Genomic DNA, 20,955 nt, shown 5'->3' with positions numbered 1-20,955 from the left:
GACACTCGGCGCCGCGGGCCCGACGTTTCTCCGAACCGTAGTGGTCGCCGGGTCCCGGGGCCCATTAGCGTGATGAGGGCTCGGGTGAACGGAGGCGGCTATGACGGTCCGCGCGGATCACAAGACGTTGCTGGCCATGCTCGCTGCTGAGCGGCACTGGACCCATCCGGACGGGGTCGCCTTGGGAGCCGGACGCGCCGGGACTCTCCATGAGCCGGGACTCTCCGTGAGAGGTGCCCAGGTCTTGTGAGGGTCGTCTTGATCCCGCGCCTCTGAGGAGGCGGTATGCACCCGCTCGTCAGCGTTGGCGGATGGCGTTGAGGTCCCTCAGCGTCAGCTCCTGGGTGCGGGCGGCGTCCTGGCTTGTCACCCATGCCCGCAGCTGCGGGTCGATGGACTGCTCCGATGCCGGGATAGCGACGGCGGTGTCCTGGCCGCCTGATGCGACCAGTTGGGACAGGTACTGGGCGAAGGCGTCAGGTCCGCCGCCGCTCCTGCCGACGTCGTAGCCGCGGCTGAGGTGCTCGGGCACAAATGACAAGGATCCGGCGCCGGTGCGAATCCAGAACAGGCGGCTGGCTCGATCAATGATCACAGCGTGGAAGGTATCGCCGGGGCGCAGGTCCAGGGGGGCGTAGGTGGTGTAGGTCCAGCGGTCGGTGTCGCCGCCGCGGGTGCGGAAGTGCTCACCGACGACCGGGAGACCCGATGCCGGGTCGTACCAGGTGCGGCAGCAGGTGCACCCCGATCCCGCGACCGCCGAGGGGCTGTCGGCGTCCTCGTCCACGCACGGGTGGAACAGCCGGGGGATCTTGTGGTTGTCCACGAGCGTGGTGTGCAGCGGGTTGGGGTCGCACCGCTGGATTCTGTCGAGCCATTCGCGCACGTAGGAGGATTGCCGCTCGATGATGATCGTGGCGTTCCATGCGGCGCCGGCGACGCTGAGGTGGGGTTCGGTGTACAGGACGAAGTGGGCGAAACCCTGGGTGGGGTCGGTGAGATTCAGTTCCGGGTGCGTGAACGTCAACGTCGGGGCCTCCTGCCGTGGTTGATGCGTCGAGCCTGGTGGTCGAGGCTGGGGAAGAACCGTGCGGCCGGTGACGCAAGCCTACGGTCGGTTGGCGTGATTGAGGATCGCGGCCTGCGGGCCGGCGCCACGCCAGCCGCAGGGACAACCGACGCGCATGCTGCGGCCCGGCCGCCGCCCCCAAGGACAAGGGGCGAGGGGATGTTTACGAGTGACTCTGCATTCAAGGGTTGTCGCGCGGTAGGGCGTCGTAGCGTGCTTGGGCGGTGGGATGTCCGGCGTTGGCGGCCTGCTTGAGGTAGTTGAGCGCGGCGGTGTTGTCGCCGCGGGCTTGGGCCATCAGGGCTAGTTGGAAGGTGGCGCCGGGGTGGCGGGCGAAGGCGGCGGCGCGGTAGTAGGTTTCGGCGCCGGTGGGGTCGTTGGGTCGTCGCCACGTGGCGGTGGTGTCGTTGTGGTAGCCGGGCATGGTGAGGTCGTAGGCGATTCCGGCGGCCATTTCCTGGCGGCGGGCGGGTTCGGTGCCCAGCAGCACGGTGGCGGTGGTGTCGCCGCCGGCGGCGGCCGATTGCAGCCACTCGATCGCCTCGGGTGTGTATTTCCAGCACAACAGCAAGATCCCTAGACGGCAGGCGGCGTCGGTGTCGCCGTCGTTTGCGGCGTGGAGTAGCGCCACCCCGTGCTCGCCGAAGTGCTTGCGGTAGCGGGTGGCGATCCACGCGTGTATCGATTCTGGTGCAAAGGCCGGTGGTGGCGGGGGCGGCTTGGTCTCTAGCCCGGTTGCCTGAACGTCTCCGACGGTCGGGCCGCCGGGGAACTCCAGGCCCTTGTGGGAGGGCTCCGGCGATGATTCCCCTGCGCAGTTGTCCGTGGCGTTCTCCGGGGAGTTGCCGACCGGCTCCCCGGCACCGGCACCGGCACCGGTACCGGTACCGGTCGGGACGTTGGGGGAGCCGTCCAGCTCAGACTCGTAGGCGGCCATCATCCTGGCCAGCTCGCCGGCGGGCAGCGCTGACGGCTCGTCAGGACGTCCAGGTTTGTCAGAGACCATGCTGATGTTCCCTCGGGCAGTCCCCTGCACCAGCTCTGGCACCGGTTCTGGCGCCGGGCCCGCCGTCTGCTGGCCGGCGTCTGCCTTCTGCAGGGCGGCGGGGACTGTCAGCGCGTGCGGGACGACGGCCTGGTCAGCGGGCGCGGTGCTGGTCGGCGGCGCGGCGGCGCGGGAACCGGCGCGTAGCCGGGCGCGGTAGTGCTGGTGCCAGCCCGGCAGGCTCTGGCGGCCCGGGTCGTCCAGGGTCGCGCCGCAGCTGCGTGCGTGGTGCTGGCAGGCCAGCACGAACATCGCCACCCAAGGCCATTCGGGAACGGCCTGCTTGCGGCCCAGCACCCGGCTCATCGTGGCCACCGACAGCGGCGGAAGGTCCAGGACGTCGCCGTGCTGGGCTTCGGCCTGCCGCGCGCTTGCCTCCAACGCGCGCAGGCTCGGCCCGCCCGATGCCTCTTTCAGCTCCAACAGATCGTCGATCAAGTCCCCCGGTTCTTGATCTTCCGCGATCGTGTTCGCCATGGGAACACCTATCTGATCATCGGCCATGACTGATCATGGAAGGGAAGTAAATGGTCTCATTACCGGAAGACGCCATACGGCGCTGCGGCGTTCCAGATCGATTCGCTTCGCTCCAGCCCGCACAAAACCGCTGGTCATGCGCGCGCACGCAACGACCCGACGGGAGCTGGAGCGGACTGGAACAGCTCCGCAACGAGCCGAAACGGCCTGGAACAGGCTGCAACACATCCCTTCCCCGCTCCGTTCACCGCACCCGGCCAGTGGCTACCGCCCCCAGGACACGGAATTCCATCCCGACATAAAACGGGCACCTGCACCGTGTGCGGGAGACGGAAATGACGCAGAGCCGTTCCAGGTCGTTTCGTTCATTTCCTATCGCAGCAATTGTTCGCGGTTGTGATCGCGGCCCTGCCGTACTGGTGGTGACCGATCCATCGTCAATCCCCAGAGACGGCCCCTCCATGTCACCTGTCACACTCAGCCCGCCCCGCTCACCCCGGCCGCGGCTCACACCCGCCGCACACCCCGCGCTCGCACGTCCCGTGCCCGCTCGCCCTGTGACCGCGCGCCACACCACAGCCCGCGGCACCCGGCCGCGTTGCACCCCGCCCACCCCCGGCGCCGCAGCCGACACCACCCTTCACGCCGCGCTGGCCGCGCTGGGAATCCCCGCCGCCCGGCCCGCAAACCCCACGCGACAAGACTCCCCGCTGTCGCCGCCGCCCGCTGGGCCGCCGCAGACCTCGGCGCCAACCGGCGAGCAGGAACCGGGCGGCGTTGGGTCCGCCCACGCCACGAGTGCGTCCCGCGCGTCGGCCCTGCCGCGCAGCGAGGACGAGCTCATGGTGATGCTGCTGGTGACCACCTGGAGGGTGCACACCGGCCGGACCCTGCGCCCAGCGCCGATCGACCAGCTCACCGACACCGAACTGATCGACTTCTGGGCAGACCCCGCCTGCGAACCCCTCCCCGGCACGCCAACACCCGGCACGCCGGCCTCCAGCGTGTCCGCCTCCCGGGAGCCGGTGCGATGAACACCGAGTCGATCTACACCAGTTCGAACAACGCTGGCTCACCGATGCACGAGCTGCATCCGCATCCGCCCGCCGGGCCGCAGCCGTCCGGGCCCGCGGCGCCGCTGCCCACAGCCCCGGGCGTGCCTAGCGGCGGCTGGCGCGGCGGGTTGCGGCCGGCCCTGCGTACCACCATCGTGGCGTTCGACATCGCCGGGTTCGGTGACCGCCGCCGCACCGATCACCTCCAGCTGCAACTGCGCGGTGAGCTGTACCGGGTGCTGCAGGAGGCGTTCGCGATGACCGCGCTGGCCTGGCGCGAGTGCTACCACGAAGACCGCGGCGACGGCGTGATGGTCATCGCACCGCCCGACGTGCCCACCGAGCTGTTTATGGATCCGCTCGCCCACCACCTCACCGCGATCCTGCGGCGCCGTAACCTGCCCGTCAACGACACCGGCCGCATCCGGCTGCGCCAGGCCGTCCACACCGGCCAAGTGCTGCTCGACGACCACGGCGTCACCGGCCAGGCCCTCATCCGCGCCTTCCGGCTGCTGGACGCCCCCGCCTTCAAGACCCTGTTCACCCAGGCGGGCACCGACCTGGCGATGATCGCCTCCGAGCAGACCTACACCGACGCCACCGCGCACGGCGGTCTGATCAACCCTGACGCCTACCAGCAACTCCAGGTCAGCTGCAAAGAGACCGACACCCACGGGTGGGTATGGCTGCCCACACCACCGCAAGGTCAACGAGGTTGAGCAGGCCAACTTCACGCCGCGCGAACCATTCGCCGAACGCGATGAGGAACTCCAAGCTCCAGCGGGCGCCCAACCGGCAGGTGACGCCTAGGCTCACAGCCACCGTGATCGCCGGGAAGGTGTGCGCGATGCTCAAGCGCGGATGCGCACCCGGCCTTGGGTGAGGCGGGCAAGCGCCTGGTCGATGTCCTCCAGCAGCTGGCGCGTGAACAGACCCGGCGCGCCGAGCTGTGTGCGTCGCATCGCGCGTTGCACGTCGGAGAGGTCCGGGCCGGTCACGCCGGGCGTGGTCTCGTTGACGCCCGGCGCTAGTTCGAGCACCAGAAACTGCTGCTGCCGCCATGTCTTGAGCTGGAACGCCTGGCTGTCGACGTCAAGTTGTCGCGATGTGGTACCAGCGGTAGCGGTTGTCGTCGATGTGGTCGAGGACGCCGCCGGCGGCTTCGATGATCTTACGGGCGGGGGTGTTGGCTTCGGGGATGACCAGAGTGGCGGTGGACAGGCCGTGGCCGGCTAGGTGGCCGAGTGCTGCAGTGAACAACTCGGTGCCGAGCCCCTGGCCGCGGCGGGAGGGCCGCAGCGACCACCACAGTTGCCCGCCGCGCTTGCGAAGCGCGGGCACCATGTGATGGCGCAGCGAGACGCGGCCGAGGACCTCGCGGACGCCTTCGTCGGTGGGGCCGCACCACCATAGTTCGGTGCCGGGGGTACCGGTGCGGACGCCCGGGCGGGGGTACAGGCCGCCTGCCATGCCGTCGATGTAGGAGGCCAGGGTGCCTTGGGTGAGGTCCTCGAGGGTGAGGCCGTCAGCGTCGGGGGCGCCGTCACCTCGGGTGTAATCGCGTTGGGCGTCCAGGAAGGCGTCGCGCAGATCCAGGGCGGGGCGGGCGAGGTAGCGCACGGCGATGGTCGGCATGGTTTCAGGGTGTCATCGTCAGGGGCGTATGTCCGCCCCGATCATGGGATGTTGTGGGGGTGAGGAGCCGGTAGGCGATCGCGGCGGTGATGTGCAGGCCGGATTGGATCTCCACAAATCCGTACATACCGGAAGGGTTGACCTCCCAGGAACACCCACGTGCCGTCGTGCTGCTGGATGAAGTCGAACGCGCCGTACTCCAGCCCGTAGCGGGTCATGAACCGCCGCAGACCCGCCGTGACGGGGGAGGGGACGGGAATCGGGGTGAAGTGGAGCCGGTCTTGGACCGGCCGCCAGTCGACCAGGCCGGGCGGGCCACCGGTGATGCGGACGGCGAACTGCTGATGACCGATCACGGTGACGCGGATGCTGGGGCCGTCGATGATGGGCTGGAAGCAGGACGCGGCGCCTAGATGGTGGGGGAGCTGGGCGGGGTCTGCGGGTGTCGCGGTGACCATCGTGTCGTGGTCGGCGCCTTGGGCGTGGTGGGCCTTGTAGAGGATGCGGCGGCCGCCGGCCCAGGCGGCGACGCCGGTGCCGCTGGTGGTGAAGAGTGTGTCGGGGACGGGCAGGCCGCAGGCGTGAGCGGTGACGAGCTGGTGGGCCTTGTGGTTGGCGGCGGCCGCGGCGGCCGGGTGGTTGATCCAGCGGGCGGGCAGGGTGTGCAGGATGCCGTGCAGGGCCAGGAGGTCTTCGCGGGCGGCCCAGGCACGGGCGGCCGGGTCGGTGATGGCGGGGTGGCCGGTGGGGCGGCGAGCCCGCGCTCGTGCTGCTGCACGCGCCCGCACCGCCCCGCTGGTGCAGATACGGCCGCAGTCGCCCGGCCTGGACAAACTCACCGAGTGACAGCGGCCATGAATAGCGGTTCTGATCCACTTGTTGTGGTTCGCTCACAGAGCGGGGTCGGCGAGCAGGAGCACTCGGTCACTGGCGAGGTCGTATCCGAGTACCGCGCGCTCCGGGCTCCCGCCTTCTGGGGTCACTGTGACGGATTTGCCGAGTTCGCGGCCGAGGTCGCGAAGGAAGCGGCAAAGGGTGTCGACTCCTTGCTGGCCTTGCAGTTCACGCAGGTCAATGTCGAAGTTGATCTCTGTCGCCGACCAGGGGCGGACGATGGCCAGGACTCCTGGTGCCGGCCAGACCCTGAGTTCGACCGTGTCGGCGTCGGTGGGGCGGTTGAGAGCCTCAGCTGCGGTAGGCAGGGGGCGTTCGGCAAACCCCTGCTGGAACTTCCACTCCCAGCCGCGGTCCCTCACCAGGTCGAACACCTTCTGCCAGTCCTCGGCGGTGGTGTCGCGGATGTAGAGGTCGGGTAGTGCGCCCATCAGATCGGGGTCGAAGAACTTCTTGACCTCGTCCCAGTGCAGGTCTGACATGCTCACATAATTGCTGGTGAGCGCTGCCTGCGCAGCTCGATTAAGTTTCTCCGGCAGTCTGCGCACCAGCCGAAACAGGCAGTTACAGGGCGTTTGGTCCTTGCTGCTCCGGCTATGTGGTGCTTTACGTGGCGATCACGGTGTGGCTGGAGACATTGTGTGAGGTGGAGGTGTATCTAGTGGCGCCAGCACACTGAGTTTTGCCCGGTCAGGTACGTCTGATCCTGTTTGGTTCCAAGATGTGGTGTGGTGCGCGAGTTCCTGCGGGAAGCAGCGCATACCGCTGGGCATGCCGGTGCGGTCGGCGTAGGCCAGAAGCCATGAGCCACTCACGCCGCTATCCCAGCGATCTGTCCGATGAGCGCTGGGCACTGATCGAACCGTCCCTGACCGCCTGGCGCGCCCAACGGCGCCAGCACGCCCTGGACATCGGCCGCCCGCCCGAACACGACCTGCGCACCCTGATGGACGCGATCCTCTACGTGGACCGCACCGGCATCCCCTGGCGCTACCTGCCGCACGACTATCCGCCCTGGGCCACCGTTTACGCCTACTTCGCCGCCTGGCAGAAAGACGGTGTCTTCGCCCAGCTCACCGGCCTGCTTCGCCGCCTGGTTCGCCAGCAACAGGGCCGCGATGGTGAGCCCACCGCCGCCATCATCGACTCCCAAAGCGTCAAGACCGCCACAACCGTGCCGGCACGCGCCTGCGGGTACGACGCCGGCAAGAAGATCGTCGGCCGCAAACGCAACATCATCACCGACACCCTCGGACTGCTGCTAGCGGTGCTGGTCACCGCCGCCAGCGTGCAAGACGGCCATGCCGGACTGCAGCTGCTGACCGGTGCTGCCGCCGCACACCCGACCATCACCAAGGCCTGGACCGACACCGCTTACCGCAGCCGATTCATCAACCAGGCCGCCCGCCTGGGCATCGACATCGAGACCGTCCGACGCGACCCCACCACCAGGGGATTCGTCGTCCAGCCCCGCCGCTGGGTCATAGAGCGCACCTTCGGCTGGCTCATGCAACACCGCCGCCTGGCCCGCGACTACGAAGCCCTGCCCACCCGCTCCGAAGCCATGATCCACATCGCAATGATCGACCTCATGAGCCGCCGCCTCACCGGCGAAACCACACCCACATGGCGCGGCACCTGAACGGCCAACTCAACCAGACTCCCCAGGACCAAACGCCCTGTTAGTGGGAGTTCCGTCCTGTTTAGTTGCGATTGACGGTGGTTTCCTGTGGGTGGCTGCGGTGGCGCTGGCGAGGCACGTGCGTCTCGCACCGCTGGCGGTGACGGTAGGGGCGGGTGTGGGTCCGTCTGGCCCGAAAAGATCCCGTCTCATCCCGAGATGCCCACCGATGCGTGCTGTTCCCTGCCGGTTCGGGCATACGGCTGGGCATGTCAGCCAGCGCGGCGTACATCCTGGTCATGAGCGTACCTCGTCGATATCCCAGTGATCTGTCCGATGCCCGGTGGAAGCTGATCGAGCCGACCCTGACCGCGTGGCGCGAGCAGCGCCGCGCCGCCGCGCTGGACTTCGGACGCCCACCCGAACACGATCTGCGCACCATCATGAACGCGATCTTGTATGTGGATCGGACCGGCATCCCATGGCGTTATCTGCCGCACGACTTCCCGCCGTACCAGACGGTGTATTCCTACTTCGCGCGCTGGGAGACCGACGGGGTATTCGCTCAGCTCACCGGGCTGCTGCGCGGCTTGGTCCGCGAGCAGGAGGGACATCGGCCCGAGCCCACCGCCTGCATCATCGACTCCCAAAGCGTGAAGACCTCTGTGGACGTGCCGCTGACCAGCCAGGGCACCGATGTCGGCAAGAAGATCGTGGGCCGCAAACGCAACATCGTCACCGACTCACTCGGGCTACTGCTGGCCGTCCTGGTCACCGCGGCCAGCGTGTCCGACGGCGCCGCCGGCCGCCAGCTGCTCACCGACGTCGCCACCAGCCACCCCACCATCACCAAAGCCTGGGGCGATACCGCCTACCGCACCAAGGTCGCCGATCACGCGGCAGGCTTGGGCATCGATCTGGAAACCATCCGCCGTGACCCTGCCATCAAGGGCTTTGTCCCACTGCCCAGACGCTGGGTCGTGGAACGCACCTTCGGCTGGCTGATGTTCCACCGCCGCCTGGCCCGCGACTACGAAACCCTGCCCACCCGCTCCGAAGCCATGATCCACATCGCGATGATCGACCTCATGACCCGCCGCCTCACCGGCGAAACCACCCCCACCTGGCGCAACCCCTGAGCCACCAGACACAGGACAAAACTCCCACTTAGAACTGGCCACGATCCCCAAATGTCTGCTCCACCGAGCACCCGGACGTCCGGCTAATGCGAGCACTACCTTCTCCAGCAGTTGACGCAACGCCACCGTTCTGCGCGCGAACGGCTCGGTCAACCTCTCCACCTGCTCCACGAATGTCTGCTGCGGGACACTCCTTCGACACGCACACGAACCGACCGATTGACCAGCAACTCGATCGGCGACCTCTGCCGACCACAGCCAGATCAGCCAGCCGACGGCGGCAGCCGCCGTGGGAGGTGCGCGGTATCCGGGCCAGCGTGGGCGCGAGTGGCGGCAATCCGCGCCTGGTCGAAGTCGGCCTTATAGGACAGGATGCGGCGGCCGGCGTCACCGGCCAGGCCCTCATCCGGGCCTTCCGGACGCTGGACGCCCCAGCCTCAGACGGGCGCGGACGGCGACGAGATTCTCAGCGACTCGCCGTGTCCGGGCAGGCGCGGTGGATACCGGCGGTGCGATCGCTCATGGGGAACCGGGAGCCTGCGCCCGGCGGCACCTACTCCCCAGGCCCCAGCTTCTTCGGTTCGGGCCGCTCCGGCAGTTCATCTGTGTCGCCGACCAGCCACTCAAGGAAGGCGATGACGTGAGCGTTGAGGGTCGATCCGACTTCGGCGACCGCTTCTTGGGCACGCCGTTTCAGCTCGGGGTGCGGTCTTGGGGTGATCGCTGGGTAGGCGTGCTTGTTCGGCATGCGGAAATCCTTCCACGGTGGCTTGCCACCCGTCCAGGGTCATGCTGCCAATGGGGTGGCTAGCCACCTTGAACAGGGGTGACAACATGGACCGGAACCACCGCCACGCGCATGGGGAGAACGAGATGACGGACCCGGACAACCTTGCCGAGCAGGCCCAACTCAGCACGTCGCTGCTGCTTGACCGCTACGAGAAGCCCCGAAGCGCAGCAGGCAGACCGGGAACGGCTGGACAAACTCCAGACCTTGAGTGCCGTGCGGTCAGGGCGGAGTTAGAGATGGGTGGTGGCGGAGATGCTGCGGGAGGGTGGTGAGGTCGATGCGTGGATCGTGTTCGCAGCGGCCGCCGCGCACGATGTTGAGGCTGATGCAGACGCCTTGTCGGCATGGCAGCCGGTCCTCGCTGGGAGCGTTGGCCAGGCTGCCTCTAGAGATGTAGACAACCAGGACATAGGCCTGGGCGATGCGGTGCATGTCGGTCTCGGTGGGCGGCCGCCGCGTGCGCAGCCGCTCGCCGATCATCTGCAGGTGGGCGCCGAGATAGACAGCGCCGGGGTCGTTGCGGACGCGTACCAGGATGCGGCCTGCGGCGATGACTCGGGCGGGGTGGTGATACGGGGTCTGCACAGTGGCCAGAGTGTCTGCGGCGCGCCGCAGGAGGTCGGTGCCGTGCTGGGGCGCCACGAGGGACGCGCCGGGGCGTTCTTGCAGGATCGGTCGAAGGTAACGCACGAGTGTGCGTGCGCGGCGGCAGTAGGACGCCTGGAACTGTGGGCGTTCTGCCCGTTGTTGAGGGCTGGGATCCTTACCACCCAGGGCAGCGGAGCTTGAGCCGGGTGTGTTCAACAGGACCTCCGATGGTCGGGGAGGCGAGGACATCGTGTGGTTGAGGTCGGGCGGGGTCTGTTCGCCGGGAGCATGCTCATGCCGGCCCTGCCTTCGCCGCCCTGCTTGCGGCCTGTGGTTTGTGTCCGACGCCGCCCCAGCCGCCCACCAGCGGGGCCGGGTTGGGGTCGAGTGAGTCGGGGCGCCAGTGGTTGAGCTGGACCACGCCGGGAGCCTGGATCTGCAGGCCGCGCAGTAGCCGGGTGAGCTGTGGGACGGTGCGCAGGTGCCACGGCGCCGCGCCGCCCTGGTTGTGCCGCTGGACGGCCTCGTCCAGGGCGGGGTCCGCGCCGGCGGTCATGTCCCACAGCGCCACGTAGCTTCGGGGCGGGAGCGCGCAGATGAGGTCGTGCACGATGGCCTGGGCGAGGGCGTCGTCGTGGCCGGCGTCGTGGTCGTCGTCGGGGTGGCGGCTGGTGGGGTGGTTGGCGATGTGGTGCAGGACGCCCATCAGCAGGATCGCGATGGGGCGGGTGAAGTCCAGCTCTTGGCGGGCCGCGGTCACCAGTTCCTGCGGCGAGGCCAGATCGGCTTGGATGTAGCCGACGCTGCCGGGCGGATCGCAGGCGAGCAGGGCACGGGCGTGCGCGAGGACCAGCGGGTCGTTGTCGAGATAGACCACACGGGCGTCCGGCGCGCTGTTCTGCGCGATTTCGTGGGTGCTGCCCACCGTCGGCAGGCCGCAGCCGATGTCCAGGAACTGCCGGACCCCGGCGTCGGCCAGGTGCTGCACAACGCGGTGGGTGAAGTCGCGGCCGCCGCGCGCCAGGTCGATGATGCCGGGCCACAGCCAGGCGAGCTGTTCGGCCGCTTCACAGTCGGCTGGGTAGGTGTCTTTGCCGCCCAGCAAGTGGTTCCACACTCGCGCCGAGTGCGGCACTTGGCTGTTGATACCGCCGTACAGGTCGCGTTGGGCTGCGCGCCAGTCGAAGTCGTCAAGGCTGGGCGTGCTGGTCCCAGCGGTCGTTGGTTGAGCGGTGTCTGGGCCACCAGGGCAGGGAAGGGCCCGCCTGGTGGGCGTAGGGCCGCTGTAGTGCCCGCACCATCTGTTGAGGCTGGTGATTGGGCCGTGCCTGGGCCGGTGTCGGCGATGTGGTATGTCATTCACGGTGGTGCCCGCTGTCAGAGTCGGTGTCGGCGAGGGAGAGGCGGAGAGTGCGGGTGGGTTGTTGCGGTGATGTCTGCCGCCCGCCTGGCAGGCTGGGCATGGTGTCGGGTTGCACCGCGTTGTCGCCGGTCATGGCCGGGCCTTGCGCGCGACGCCGCAGAACTGGGCCACCTCGGGGTCCGCACCGAACGGGGTGGGGTCCGGCCGCCAGCGCGAGCAGGAGACGACGCCGGGTTCCAGCAGTTCCAGGCCGCCGAAAAAGCGTTCCAGCTCCTCAGGTGGGCGGGCGACGATCGGGTCGCCGCCCATGCCTGTCCAGGCGTCCAACGCCTGGTGCATCACCTGGCCGTCGACCGCGGCGGTGAGCCACCCGATGGCCACCATGCTGCCGGCGGCCAACCCGCCAAGGAGGTTGGTCACGATCTGGTGGGCTTGGGCGTCGTCGGTGATGTGGTGCAGGATGTTCAGCAGCAGCAGCCCGACCGGCCGATCAAAGTCCAGGGTTGTGGTGGCCTGGGCCAGGATCTGTTCGGGGTTGCGGACGTCGGCGTCGAGGTAGCCGGTCGCGCCCGCCGGGCTGCTGGTGAGCAGGGCCTGGGCGTGCACCAGCACCAGCGGGTCGTTGTCGACATAGACGATGCGCGCGTCACGCCGGGCGCGTTGCGCGACTTCGTGGGTGTTGTCCACGGTCGGCAGCCCGGTACCGATGTCCAGGAACTGAGCAATCCCCGCCTGGCCGGCCATGAAGCCAACAGCGCGGGTCAGGAACGCGCGATGGTGCCGGGCGGCATCGACGATGCCCGGCAGCAACTCGGCGAACAGGTCGCCGACCTCGCGGTCGACGGGGTAGTTCTCTCGGCCGCCCAGCCAGTAGTCCCACACCCGCGCCGAATGCGGTGCGCTGGTGTCGATCCTAGGTACGGGGACGCCCTCGGCCGCGGCGCCTTGCCGGGTGCTGGGGGCGGGACGTGTGGTGGCGGAGGTCATGACCGGTTCCCTGGCGCGTGATCACAGCGGTCGTGTGCCGCGTCGTCGCGGGCCGCTCGGTCGGCGGCGAGGGCGGCTGGGGTGCCGGGCGGCAGCAGCATTTTGAGGAGCCGCAGACTGGGATAGGGGTGCCAGCCGATCAGCTCGGCCAGCGCGTGCACGTCAGGCGCCCAGTACGTGCGCAGCGGGTCGTCAGGGTGCCAGCGGATGTATCCGGCCTGCGCCCATCCCCGCAGCGTCTGGGTGGTGATGCCCAGCACGCTGGCCGCGCGCCCGGACGCCAGCCCGGGTGACATCGACCCCAGCGCAGGCGTCCACCGTGCTGCCGGACGGGTCCGGGTACGGCCGGTGCGGCGGGTGGGGGAGGAGACCGCGATGCCGCCCAGCAGATCTACCGCATCGGTCCCCTCAGGCCGGCGGTCGCGCCAGTCCTGCGCCAGCATCACTCCGGGATCGATCACCTCGCCCCAGTACTGGAACAGGCCGATGATCTGCCAGGACGTGCGTGTGACCAGCGGCAGCGGAGCAAGGCGCTGGGCCAGCGTGTGCATCGTCTCCGGCTCGAACAGGCGGGTGAGCCCGGTCATCGCCAGGTGGCTGCCCGGCGCCAGCGCGCTGGCCAGCCCCTGCACCACAAGCCGCGAGGAGAGCAGGTCATGGCGCCCCAGATGCATGAGCACCACCGCGACGGGCTCGTCCAGGTCCAGGGCACCCGCCACGGCCTCCATGATCGCGTCCGGATCATCGACCGGAACGTGCAGGTGCGCGCATCCCTCCCCGATGCGGCCTGACAGCAGGACCCGCGCGTGAGCCACCACCACGGGGTCGCAATCGACATAGACCAGCCGCGAGCGGCCGGTGTGCAACCGGATGATCTGATGGATGTCAGGCAGACCGGGCGCCGGCAGGTCGATACCGATCACCAGGAACTGCCGGTGGCGCAGTTCGGTGGCCAGATGCCACACCGCGCGGGCCCGCCACAGGGCGCGGCCACGCGCGATCGCGGCCAGCACGTCCACCGCGCCGGTCCGCTCCACGGCCTGCTCATCGGCCGGAGAGAAGTCCTTGCCGCCGAGCAGGTAGTTCCACACCCCCGGCCAGGTCGCTGGCGGTTCGGTGCGCAGGCCCCACTGCAAGCTCATGCCGTCGCCTTGGAGGACACGGCGATGGTGCCGGCGACCCGCACCTTCTCAAACGCCCTGCCCTGGTACTGGCGCGTCTGGCCGGGCGGCGCCCACATCTGCACATCACACAACGGCACGTCCGGATCCAGCGGCTCCCAGCCCGCGTTTTGGATCAGGGCGAGGATGTGCGGTTGGGTGCGGACGGTGAGCTGGCTGGACGCGCGCAGGTAGCCGCTGGTCATGCCAGAAACCGCCTGCTGGGGGATTCCGGTCGAGCACGCATGGGAGAGCACCAGGCAAGAGCCGGGCGCCAGGCGTGCGTGCAGGTCGGCCAGCAGCCGGGCCGGGTCCTCCTGGTCGGTGATGAAGTGCAGTACCGCCGCCAGCATGACCAGGATCGGCTGGCCGAGGTCGATGAGGTTGTGCAGCTCAGGTGTGGCGAACAGGCTGTCCAGGTCGCGTAGGTCGGCGCCGGCGACCGCGTCGTAGCCGCTGCCCGGGGCGCTGCGCAGGGCGCGGCTGTGGGCCAGCACGATGGGGCTGTGGTCGAACCCGATCAGCACCACCCCGTCGGCCGCGGCGCGGACCGCCCGTTCCACCGTGGGCAGGTCGGCGGGCAGGTCGTTGACGATGCCCATGCCGATATCCAGCACCTGCCGCACCCCGCGCTCGCCCACCACGTAGGCGGCGGCGCGGCTGGCGAACCTCAGGTTCTCCTCGGCCATCGGGATCGCTTCGCCGCCGGTTGCGTCGATCACCTGCTGGGCGGCGACGCGGTCGACCTCGTAGTTGTCCTTGCCGCGCAGGTAGAAGTTGTACATGCGGGCGGGATCGGCAACCGGCTCCTCCTTCCCCTTCTCCTTGTTCGTGCCCAGCGGCCGCGGTGTGGCCAGGAGCAGGGGGACGTTGGGGGGAAGGTCGTCGAACCGGGACATTCGAAGGTGGCCTTTCTGGGTGCGGAGAAGGCGGCTGGGGGTGAGCCTGTAGCCGGCACCGCTGCCGTTAGGGGCAGTGATCGAGGAAGGGGCGCTCCAGCAGGCGCAGTTCGCGGTGCTGGTGCTCAGCGGTGATTGCGATGTTGGCGGCGTGGATGCGTTGATCCGTTGACCGGACCAATTCGTTGCCTGGGTGGTGGGTGCCGCTGGGGTGGGTGGTGCGTACCGGGACTTGCTGGCTGGCAGGGGTTGATCTGCCTCGGGTCGGTGCGGTTGTCGCGGCGGAGCACGGGCCTGTTTCGTCCGCGGTGGTGGATGTGGCGGGGCGTGGGGCGCCCGGCCCCGGACGGCGAGCCCGCTTGAGCTCCAGAAACCGTCCGGGGCACAGACCTTCAACCGGGGCTTGGCCCCGTGGCCAGCTGCGGGGTGCGGCCTCGGGCCCGGTTGGTTGGCCCCCGCCGCCCGCCCGGTGGACCATCCCGGCCCACGGAGTGACGGAGCCTGAATGACAGACGGGCGACGGGATCTCATGACGCCGCTAGGACGCGGCGACGACGACGGGCTGACGGTTGAAAGGCCGCAGGTACTGGGTCTGCTCGGAGTAGAACAGGCAGCAGTCACCGGCGCTGTCGCCCGCCTCGTCGGTGGGCCACAGCTCCTCGTCCACCGCGTAGCCGGCTTGGCGTAGCAGCGCGGCGACCTTGGCCGGAGGTATCACTCGGCGGCCGTCGGGAGTGGTGCGGGACTCCCCGGGCACGTGTGGCAGGTGGTGCAAGATCCGCGTCGGCGGCAGCGTCGGCGCCGACGGCTCGATGTCGCCGACTGGTGGCACGCCGTCGAGCAGCACGGCGCCGAGCTGGTTCCAGTAGGGGGTGTGCACCGCGAGAGCATCCACTGCCTCGTCGACGACCTGCGACGGCGCCAGTGCGAGCTCGGGGTTGCGGGCCAGGTAGTGCAGCAGCACGATCGCCTGCCCGAACATCCGCATCGCCGTGCCCCGCGGGTAGCACCTTTGGGTGCACATGTACTCGACCACCGCATCGCGCAGTGCGTCGGGGTCGACGTCGTGGTCCTTCAGGATGTCCTCGCCGGTCAGCGGGCCGGTCGTGGCGGGTCGCTGACCTGGAAGCATCGGAGAGTTAGTCACGGGGCGGTCCTTTGCCTGGTGGCGGGATCGGTGTTGACGGGCAGCGGAATTGGGGCGTCGGCGTGGACATAGGGGCGCATCAGTTCAGGCTGGTGATGGTCGCGGGTGCGATGGCGCGCGTCCCAGTCGATGATCTTCTGCTCCAGCAGGTGCGAGCTGGGGGCGGTGAGTGTGACCGGCTCGCCTCCCGGTGGCTGTTTGCGGGCGCACCACTGGCCGGCCATGCCGAAGATGACCCACGCGGGGTGCCGGGCCCGCAGGGCGTGCAGCAGTCCCTCGGCCCAGGTGACCCTTGGGACGCCATCGAGGTCTGGGTGATCGGGCTCGGCCGGCACCGCGTCCAGCGGAGACGGCGGGCGCGGAGCGCGACGCCACCAGCTCGGTCGGCGGTGCGAATGCGGCGCATTCACCCTCGCAGCGTCGCCGTCGAAGGGTCTCCCCGACGGCCAGGGGTCGGCTGGCGTGCTCATCGGTCGGGCCTCCGTTCCGGCTAGCGTGCCCAGAGCCTGCGCTTCAGGCTGGTCAACGGGCGTCGTTGCGGTCACGTCCAGTGAAGTCATCCCCCGCGTCAGGAACCAGGGCGTTAGCGTGTAGAGGGACGTCGAAGGCGTGTAGAAGCGTCTGGACGCAGCCGCTAGGTCGCAGGCATGAGCATGGTCGGTCGCCCGGACCTCTGAGCGGGGCGGTTGAGTCGGGGCGCCGAAGTAGCGCGGATCCATGACGGCGGGAGCCGCCGGGACCGGATGCGGGGATGTCATCACGGTCGGCCTTTCCAGGCGCGATTTCGAAGGTGGTGGCACACGGCAGCGCGGGCTTTGGGCACCGCGCTGCCGCGTGCTTGCTGGACGGGGGTGCCGTACGGCCGGACCGCGGGTGGTGGCCTTGGCCCGGTCGTACGGCCCCCTCGCCGCCTCCCCGGGGACCGGGGAGGCGGCTGGACTCGCCGTTGGTGGCGAGTGGGAGGGTGGGTGCTGGGATAACGGCGCGACGCACCCACATGTGGTCTTGGAGATGCCGCCGGGCCCGGGGGCTGGCTGGGACGGGGTGGTCATGGCCGACGGGGCAGGTCGGTGGCGAGTTCGGCGCGGCCCGCTGTGGTGAACAGCGTGGTCACCGGGCCGCAGGAGGTGAAAAAGGCGATGACGCGAACGGCCTACTCGAGGTCGGTCACTGGCGCGATCGCCTGGTGCGGGGTCTGGGCGAACGCGTACGGACCGCCGCCGCGGTTGCGGACCACGACGTTGCGGACCACGATGTCCACGGGCTCGGACGTGCAGACGCAGAACGGTGCTCTCCGGCCGATCGCCAGTAATCAGCTCGCATGCCCAGTCGCGAGCCTTAGCGCGTCCCATGACGGCCTCAAGCGCTTGGGTGTGCGAGTGAGGCGTGTGGTGGGTTTGCGCTGGGAACACCATCTGGTACCTGCCTAGCCGCGTGAGCGAGAAAGCGGTTACGTCAGGTATCGAAACGGAACCCTGTGAACCCGTGAAGGTGTTGTCCGACGACCTCTTCTAAAAGACAACAGGACAACCCTGGACAACCCCAGTCAGGATGGTTGGGTGGCGGCGATGATGAGTTTCGGTGACCAGATGCGCGTCCTGATGGAGCGGCGCGGGGTATCACTGCACCAGTTGGCGAAGCAGACGAACTACAGCATCGGGCACCTCTCGCACGTCCTCAACGACCAAAAGCGCGCGGGCGATGACTGCGTGACGGCTTTGGAGAGAGCGCTCGACGCTCCTGGGGAACTCAATCCGCTGAGAAGACCCATTAAGTCCAAGGGATCCCGTACGGGGTCCGTAGAGACGGACGAGGAAGAGATGGAGCGGCGAAGGCTTCTGCAGGCGCTGGCAGCCCTCGGGGTGACAACATCACCAGCCCTGGACGCCCTCAACAGCATCCAGGCAAGCGTCGAGCAGACGATAGGGGACTATCGCGGCGACCACCTCGACGAGTGGGAAGCGATCGTGGAGGAGTACGGGTACAGCTACCCGTCCACAACCTCGGACGAGATGGTGCGGAGTCTGGCGGCGGATCTCGTTGCGGTCCAACAGGCAACGGCCCGGCACGCGGGTACCGAAACGTACCCGTCATGGTGCCGGGTGATCGGCGGACTGGCCGCGCTACTGGCCAAGACATTGTCCAACCTGGGGCAGATTCGAGGCTCTCGTACATGGTGGCGGACAGCGCAGCAGGCCGCCGACCGGTCAGGCGACATGGATCTAAGTTTGTGGGTCAGTGGCGAATGGCTTGTCCACGGACTCTATGAACGGCGACCGGTTCCCCTGCTGCTCAAGCAGACCGACGAGGTGATCGCGCGATACCCGTGGGTTCCAGGCCGGGGCTTGGTGAAGGTGTTGGCCGTGCGGTCACAGCTGCTTGCGGCCGCCAACCCGCAGGCCGCCGCCGCGGCCAAGGAGGAACTTGCGCGGTGCACGACCGTATTCGAACTGCTCCCCGATTCGGTCACGTGCGATGTCCGTTCCATTGCGAACTGGGGTGAAGACCGGCTGCGCTACACCGAGGCCTACGTCGCCGCCCATCTTGGCGACACCGACGAACTAGAACGGGCCGTCGCCCGCACACATCAACTGTTGCCTGCGTGCTCGCCGCCCTGGCGTGTGCACGTTCAAACAGGACTGTTGCAGGCGCTGGGGCACGTGCGAGCAGGTGATGTCGAGACCGGGATCAATCATGCGCGTAAGCACTACGAGCGATGCTATCCCGAACTACGCACGACGATGATTACGAATATCGCCGGCAAGGTACTTGAAGCCGTTCCACCACAGAGCATCACCGCTCCGGTTGTACAGGAATATCGCGCGATGCTGCTGCCTGGGCGTCAGCGCAGAGAGATCACATAAAGGTCGAACGCGGTCTGGGTTGCTCCTTCGCCGCCGGGGACGCGTCCCACCTCACGCCACCCCCATCGCTGGTACATCCGTTGAATGTCGGGTTTGCCAGGGCTGGTAGCCAGGGTGGCACGTTCCTCGGTGCGCCCCTGCAGCAACTCGTCCATCAAGCGACGGGCAAGGCCACGACCACGATATTCAGGAAGGACCGCCAGGTCGATGACGGCGAACGTCCGGGCGCCGGTCTCGGCTGTGTAATCAGCGGCCCGAGGCGGTTCCAGCCCTCGCCACCAACCAGTGGCCTCGCCGAGAGGAAGACCATAGACAAAGCCGATCAAGGCGCCGTTGGAGCGTGCGGTAACCGTCTCGAAACCCGGCACCTTGAGTTGCCGAAAGGTCCGATCTCGGTGGCCATCAAGGCTGTACTCGGGGAAGGCGGCCGCGTACACGGTCTGGATCTGCGAGAAGATCGCACGGGTGGCATCGCGGTCCAGGTGCTCGAACTCGACATCGTCCATGCGTTGATGCTGCCCGCATGGACGACGAGAAGGAAGGGCGCGACACCGCCCCCCGATCCATCACCGAACGGGAACCAATACCGCCTGCTCAGGAACTCATCCTCCAGAGACGCGCCACTGACGGGACCAGGTACGGGCAGCCAAGACCGCGCGCACCATCTCGGCGTTCGCCAACACGTCCCACCCAGCCCTGTCCGGAAGCAGAATCCACCGGGCCACCAGTCACCACCGCACCGCAGGCACTCCAGCACCGTCACGGTGCGCTCGGTGCCCAGCCAGTCGGCCAGGGTGACCGGCCGCAGCCGCTGAGCCACGGCGGCCGGGCAGTTCGGGCACAGGTCCTCGGCCAGGGCCGTGAGCGCGTGCGTGAGCTACCGCTCCATGGGTACCTTGCGCCCGTCCGGAAGCGTCACGTCCTCACTGTGAACCAGCCGGGGTCATTGGCCAACCCGAGCCCGGTGGCTCCGAGCGACCAAGAACCGTCGGCTGTGGACGGCGCGGTGGAGCGGCGTTCGGCGGTCCGGATGCTGCCGTGATGGAACTACACCTGGCGGCGGCGGTGGTGGTCGGACTGATCGGGGCGGCGAATTGGGGGCCTGCTGGGCCAGTGTGGCGGCGGTCGCCGCGGCGGCGGCGAGCGCTGCGACGCTGAAGGTGGCGACACGGCGGATCATCTGGCGTTCCTGCTCAGGGCGCTACTTGGGTGAGCGCCTTTCGGCCTCGGGCGCATTTGGCTCCAGAACGGCTGAGCGTGCCGCCGATGCCAGGATGCTCTGCGTGCGGAGGGGAAGTCCGAGGCGATTCCAGTGGAAGATGACGTGGTAGGACAGCACGTGGCGGAGGCCTCGCTGCAACGCTCCCGCGCGGGCTGCGACGCCAAGGAGGTGACCTGCGTGGTGGAAGGCGGCGGCCCATTCGGCGGCAAAGGCCGCGGGTCCGCCTGAGCCGAAGAGTGCTCCGTCGGGAGTGGAGTCGGCGGTCATCAGGGCGTAGAGGTCGCCGATCATGGGACGGAGCCGGTCCGGCGGTATGTCGGCGGGGAGAGGCCGTTCCTGGAGGACGCGATGCCATACATCGCCTTGCTCGTACCATTCCAGTCCGGCGGCGTGCATCATCGCGGCGCACAACAGGACCGACAGTTCACGACGGCCGAGGTTGGCGTGCTTGTGACGGCGGAGGCTCAGGATGGCGTGGCTGTCGGCGTGGAACAGGTCGTGTGCGGCGGCCATGGCGGTGCCGCCCCCGAACGCGGCGGTTTCGGGTTCATAGATGCCAGGCCACCAGCGCTCGATCTGGCCGGCGTCGGCGAGCTCGTTGAGCGCTGTGCTGATAGTCGACTTCACGCGGCTGCTGTCGGGGCCTGGGCGCAGACGCAGTCTCCAGCAGGGGTATTTGCGCATGAACCACCATTGGGTGCTGGAGCCTTCGTTGCCGGCGTGTTGGAGAAGCGGTTCGAGGTGGTCGGCTGCGATCTTCTCGGTGTTCGTCCAGTCGGTGAATTGGAGATAGAGCTGCCACCAGTCCCGATCGGCGGCCTGCTGTTCGATCGCCCGCTGGCCAGCTTGTTGGTAGACCTGGGCTGCGGAGGCCAGCTCGCTCATCTCCATGTGGTGCAGGGCGGCAACCTCGTTCAGGCGATGACCGGCCAGAACTTTCACTATGGCCCGGAGTGTCTCGTCCTGGGTGAGCTGCGGGTTCGCTCTGGCCACGATGTTC

At 68.4% G+C, this 20,955-nt stretch carries 21 protein-coding genes; 5 read left to right on the top strand and 16 right to left on the bottom strand.

What is annotated here, in order from left to right:
- Window positions 1-298: 298 nt before the first annotated feature.
- A complete protein-coding gene (locus ABD333_RS36815) occupies window positions 299-1,027 on the bottom strand; it encodes a hypothetical protein (protein ID WP_344547205.1) in 729 nt (242 codons plus the stop codon).
- Between the two features lie 223 nt (window positions 1,028-1,250).
- Window positions 1,251-2,591, bottom strand: coding sequence for an SEL1-like repeat protein (locus ABD333_RS36810; protein ID WP_344547204.1), 1,341 nt, complete (start codon window positions 2,589-2,591; stop codon window positions 1,251-1,253).
- A 557-nt stretch (window positions 2,592-3,148) separates the two neighbouring features.
- Between ABD333_RS36810 and ABD333_RS36805 the strand changes: the two genes are divergently transcribed.
- Entirely contained in the window at window positions 3,149-3,625 is a 477-nt protein-coding gene (locus ABD333_RS36805) for a hypothetical protein (protein ID WP_344547203.1), read from the top strand.
- Window positions 3,622-4,365, top strand: a complete 744-nt coding sequence (locus ABD333_RS36800; RefSeq protein WP_344547202.1) for a nucleotidyl cyclase domain-containing protein — start codon at window positions 3,622-3,624, stop codon at window positions 4,363-4,365. The genes ABD333_RS36805 and ABD333_RS36800 overlap by 4 nt, the downstream gene beginning before the upstream one ends.
- Before the next feature lie 132 nt (window positions 4,366-4,497).
- Here the strand turns inward: ABD333_RS36800 and ABD333_RS36795 are convergent, their stop codons facing one another.
- The 4 genes from ABD333_RS36795 to ABD333_RS36780 are packed head-to-tail and all read right to left on the bottom strand — an operon-like array spanning window position 4,498 to window position 6,657.
- A complete protein-coding gene (locus tag ABD333_RS36795; RefSeq protein ID WP_344547201.1) occupies window positions 4,498-4,686 on the bottom strand; it encodes a hypothetical protein in 189 nt (62 codons plus the stop codon).
- Between the two features lie 52 nt (window positions 4,687-4,738).
- Window positions 4,739-5,281: a GNAT family N-acetyltransferase gene (locus tag ABD333_RS36790; RefSeq protein WP_344547200.1), complete on the bottom strand. Its 543-nt coding sequence runs from the start codon at window positions 5,279-5,281 to the stop codon at window positions 4,739-4,741.
- 41 nt (window positions 5,282-5,322) lie between these two features.
- On the bottom strand, window positions 5,323-6,120 hold the full coding sequence (locus ABD333_RS36785) for an MvdC/MvdD family ATP grasp protein (protein WP_344547199.1): 798 nt from the start codon (window positions 6,118-6,120) through the stop codon (window positions 5,323-5,325).
- A gap of 51 nt (window positions 6,121-6,171) precedes the next feature.
- Window positions 6,172-6,657 carry a hypothetical protein gene (locus ABD333_RS36780; RefSeq protein ID WP_344547198.1) on the bottom strand — a complete coding sequence of 162 codons (486 nt, stop codon included), beginning with the start codon at window positions 6,655-6,657 and terminating at the stop codon, window positions 6,172-6,174.
- 320 nt (window positions 6,658-6,977) lie between these two features.
- On the opposite strand from ABD333_RS36780, the gene ABD333_RS36775 reads away from it, so the two are divergent.
- Both ABD333_RS36775 and ABD333_RS36770 read left to right on the top strand, forming a co-directional pair.
- On the top strand, window positions 6,978-7,817 hold the full coding sequence (locus ABD333_RS36775; protein WP_344547197.1) for an IS5 family transposase: 840 nt from the start codon (window positions 6,978-6,980) through the stop codon (window positions 7,815-7,817).
- A 278-nt stretch (window positions 7,818-8,095) separates the two neighbouring features.
- Complete coding sequence (locus ABD333_RS36770) at window positions 8,096-8,935, top strand: IS5 family transposase (protein WP_344547430.1); 840 nt, start codon at window positions 8,096-8,098, stop codon at window positions 8,933-8,935.
- A gap of 553 nt (window positions 8,936-9,488) precedes the next feature.
- Here the strand turns inward: ABD333_RS36770 and ABD333_RS36765 are convergent.
- From ABD333_RS36765 to ABD333_RS36730, 8 genes are all read right to left on the bottom strand, one after another.
- Window positions 9,489-9,683: a hypothetical protein gene (locus ABD333_RS36765; protein WP_344547196.1), complete on the bottom strand. Its 195-nt coding sequence runs from the start codon at window positions 9,681-9,683 to the stop codon at window positions 9,489-9,491.
- A 261-nt stretch (window positions 9,684-9,944) separates the two neighbouring features.
- A complete protein-coding gene (locus ABD333_RS36760; protein WP_344547195.1) occupies window positions 9,945-10,367 on the bottom strand; it encodes a hypothetical protein in 423 nt (140 codons plus the stop codon).
- Between the two features lie 238 nt (window positions 10,368-10,605).
- Window positions 10,606-11,448 (bottom strand): SAM-dependent methyltransferase, encoded by an 843-nt coding sequence (locus ABD333_RS36755; protein ID WP_344547194.1) that lies wholly within the window; start codon window positions 11,446-11,448, stop codon window positions 10,606-10,608.
- 357 nt (window positions 11,449-11,805) lie between these two features.
- The gene (locus tag ABD333_RS36750) at window positions 11,806-12,663 is read right to left on the bottom strand and encodes an SAM-dependent methyltransferase (protein WP_344547193.1); all 858 of its coding nucleotides are present in this window, start codon (window positions 12,661-12,663) and stop codon (window positions 11,806-11,808) included.
- Window positions 12,660-13,805, bottom strand: a complete 1,146-nt coding sequence (locus tag ABD333_RS36745; RefSeq protein WP_344547192.1) for an SAM-dependent methyltransferase — start codon at window positions 13,803-13,805, stop codon at window positions 12,660-12,662. The genes ABD333_RS36750 and ABD333_RS36745 overlap by 4 nt, the downstream gene beginning before the upstream one ends.
- Complete coding sequence (locus ABD333_RS36740) at window positions 13,802-14,722, bottom strand: SAM-dependent methyltransferase (RefSeq protein WP_344547191.1); 921 nt, start codon at window positions 14,720-14,722, stop codon at window positions 13,802-13,804. Before ABD333_RS36740 ends, ABD333_RS36745 begins: the two co-directional genes overlap by 4 nt.
- Before the next feature lie 538 nt (window positions 14,723-15,260).
- Window positions 15,261-15,869 (bottom strand): hypothetical protein, encoded by a 609-nt coding sequence (locus ABD333_RS36735; protein WP_344547190.1) that lies wholly within the window; start codon window positions 15,867-15,869, stop codon window positions 15,261-15,263.
- Window positions 15,866-16,204, bottom strand: a complete 339-nt coding sequence (locus ABD333_RS36730) for a hypothetical protein (RefSeq protein ID WP_344547189.1) — start codon at window positions 16,202-16,204, stop codon at window positions 15,866-15,868. Before ABD333_RS36730 ends, ABD333_RS36735 begins: the two co-directional genes overlap by 4 nt.
- Window positions 16,205-17,437: 1,233 nt before the next feature.
- Here ABD333_RS36730 and ABD333_RS36725 point away from each other — a divergent pair.
- Window positions 17,438-18,733, top strand: a complete 1,296-nt coding sequence (locus ABD333_RS36725; RefSeq protein ID WP_344547429.1) for a helix-turn-helix domain-containing protein — start codon at window positions 17,438-17,440, stop codon at window positions 18,731-18,733.
- On the opposite strand, the gene ABD333_RS36720 is transcribed toward ABD333_RS36725, so the two are convergent.
- Complete coding sequence (locus ABD333_RS36720; RefSeq protein ID WP_344547188.1) at window positions 18,712-19,239, bottom strand: GNAT family N-acetyltransferase; 528 nt, start codon at window positions 19,237-19,239, stop codon at window positions 18,712-18,714. The two genes, ABD333_RS36725 and ABD333_RS36720, sit on opposite strands and share 22 nt — an antisense overlap.
- A gap of 695 nt (window positions 19,240-19,934) precedes the next feature.
- Window positions 19,935-20,948, bottom strand: a complete 1,014-nt coding sequence (locus ABD333_RS36715; protein WP_344547187.1) for a thiopeptide-type bacteriocin biosynthesis protein — start codon at window positions 20,946-20,948, stop codon at window positions 19,935-19,937.
- Between the last annotated feature and the right edge of the window lie 7 nt (window positions 20,949-20,955).

This window comes from Actinomadura fulvescens, assembly GCF_039533225.1.
In the GTDB taxonomy this organism is placed as follows: domain Bacteria; phylum Actinomycetota; class Actinomycetes; order Streptosporangiales; family Streptosporangiaceae; genus Spirillospora; species Spirillospora fulvescens.
Note: the sequence above shows the minus strand (reverse complement) of the source record. Positions and strands in the feature narration are given on the sequence as shown.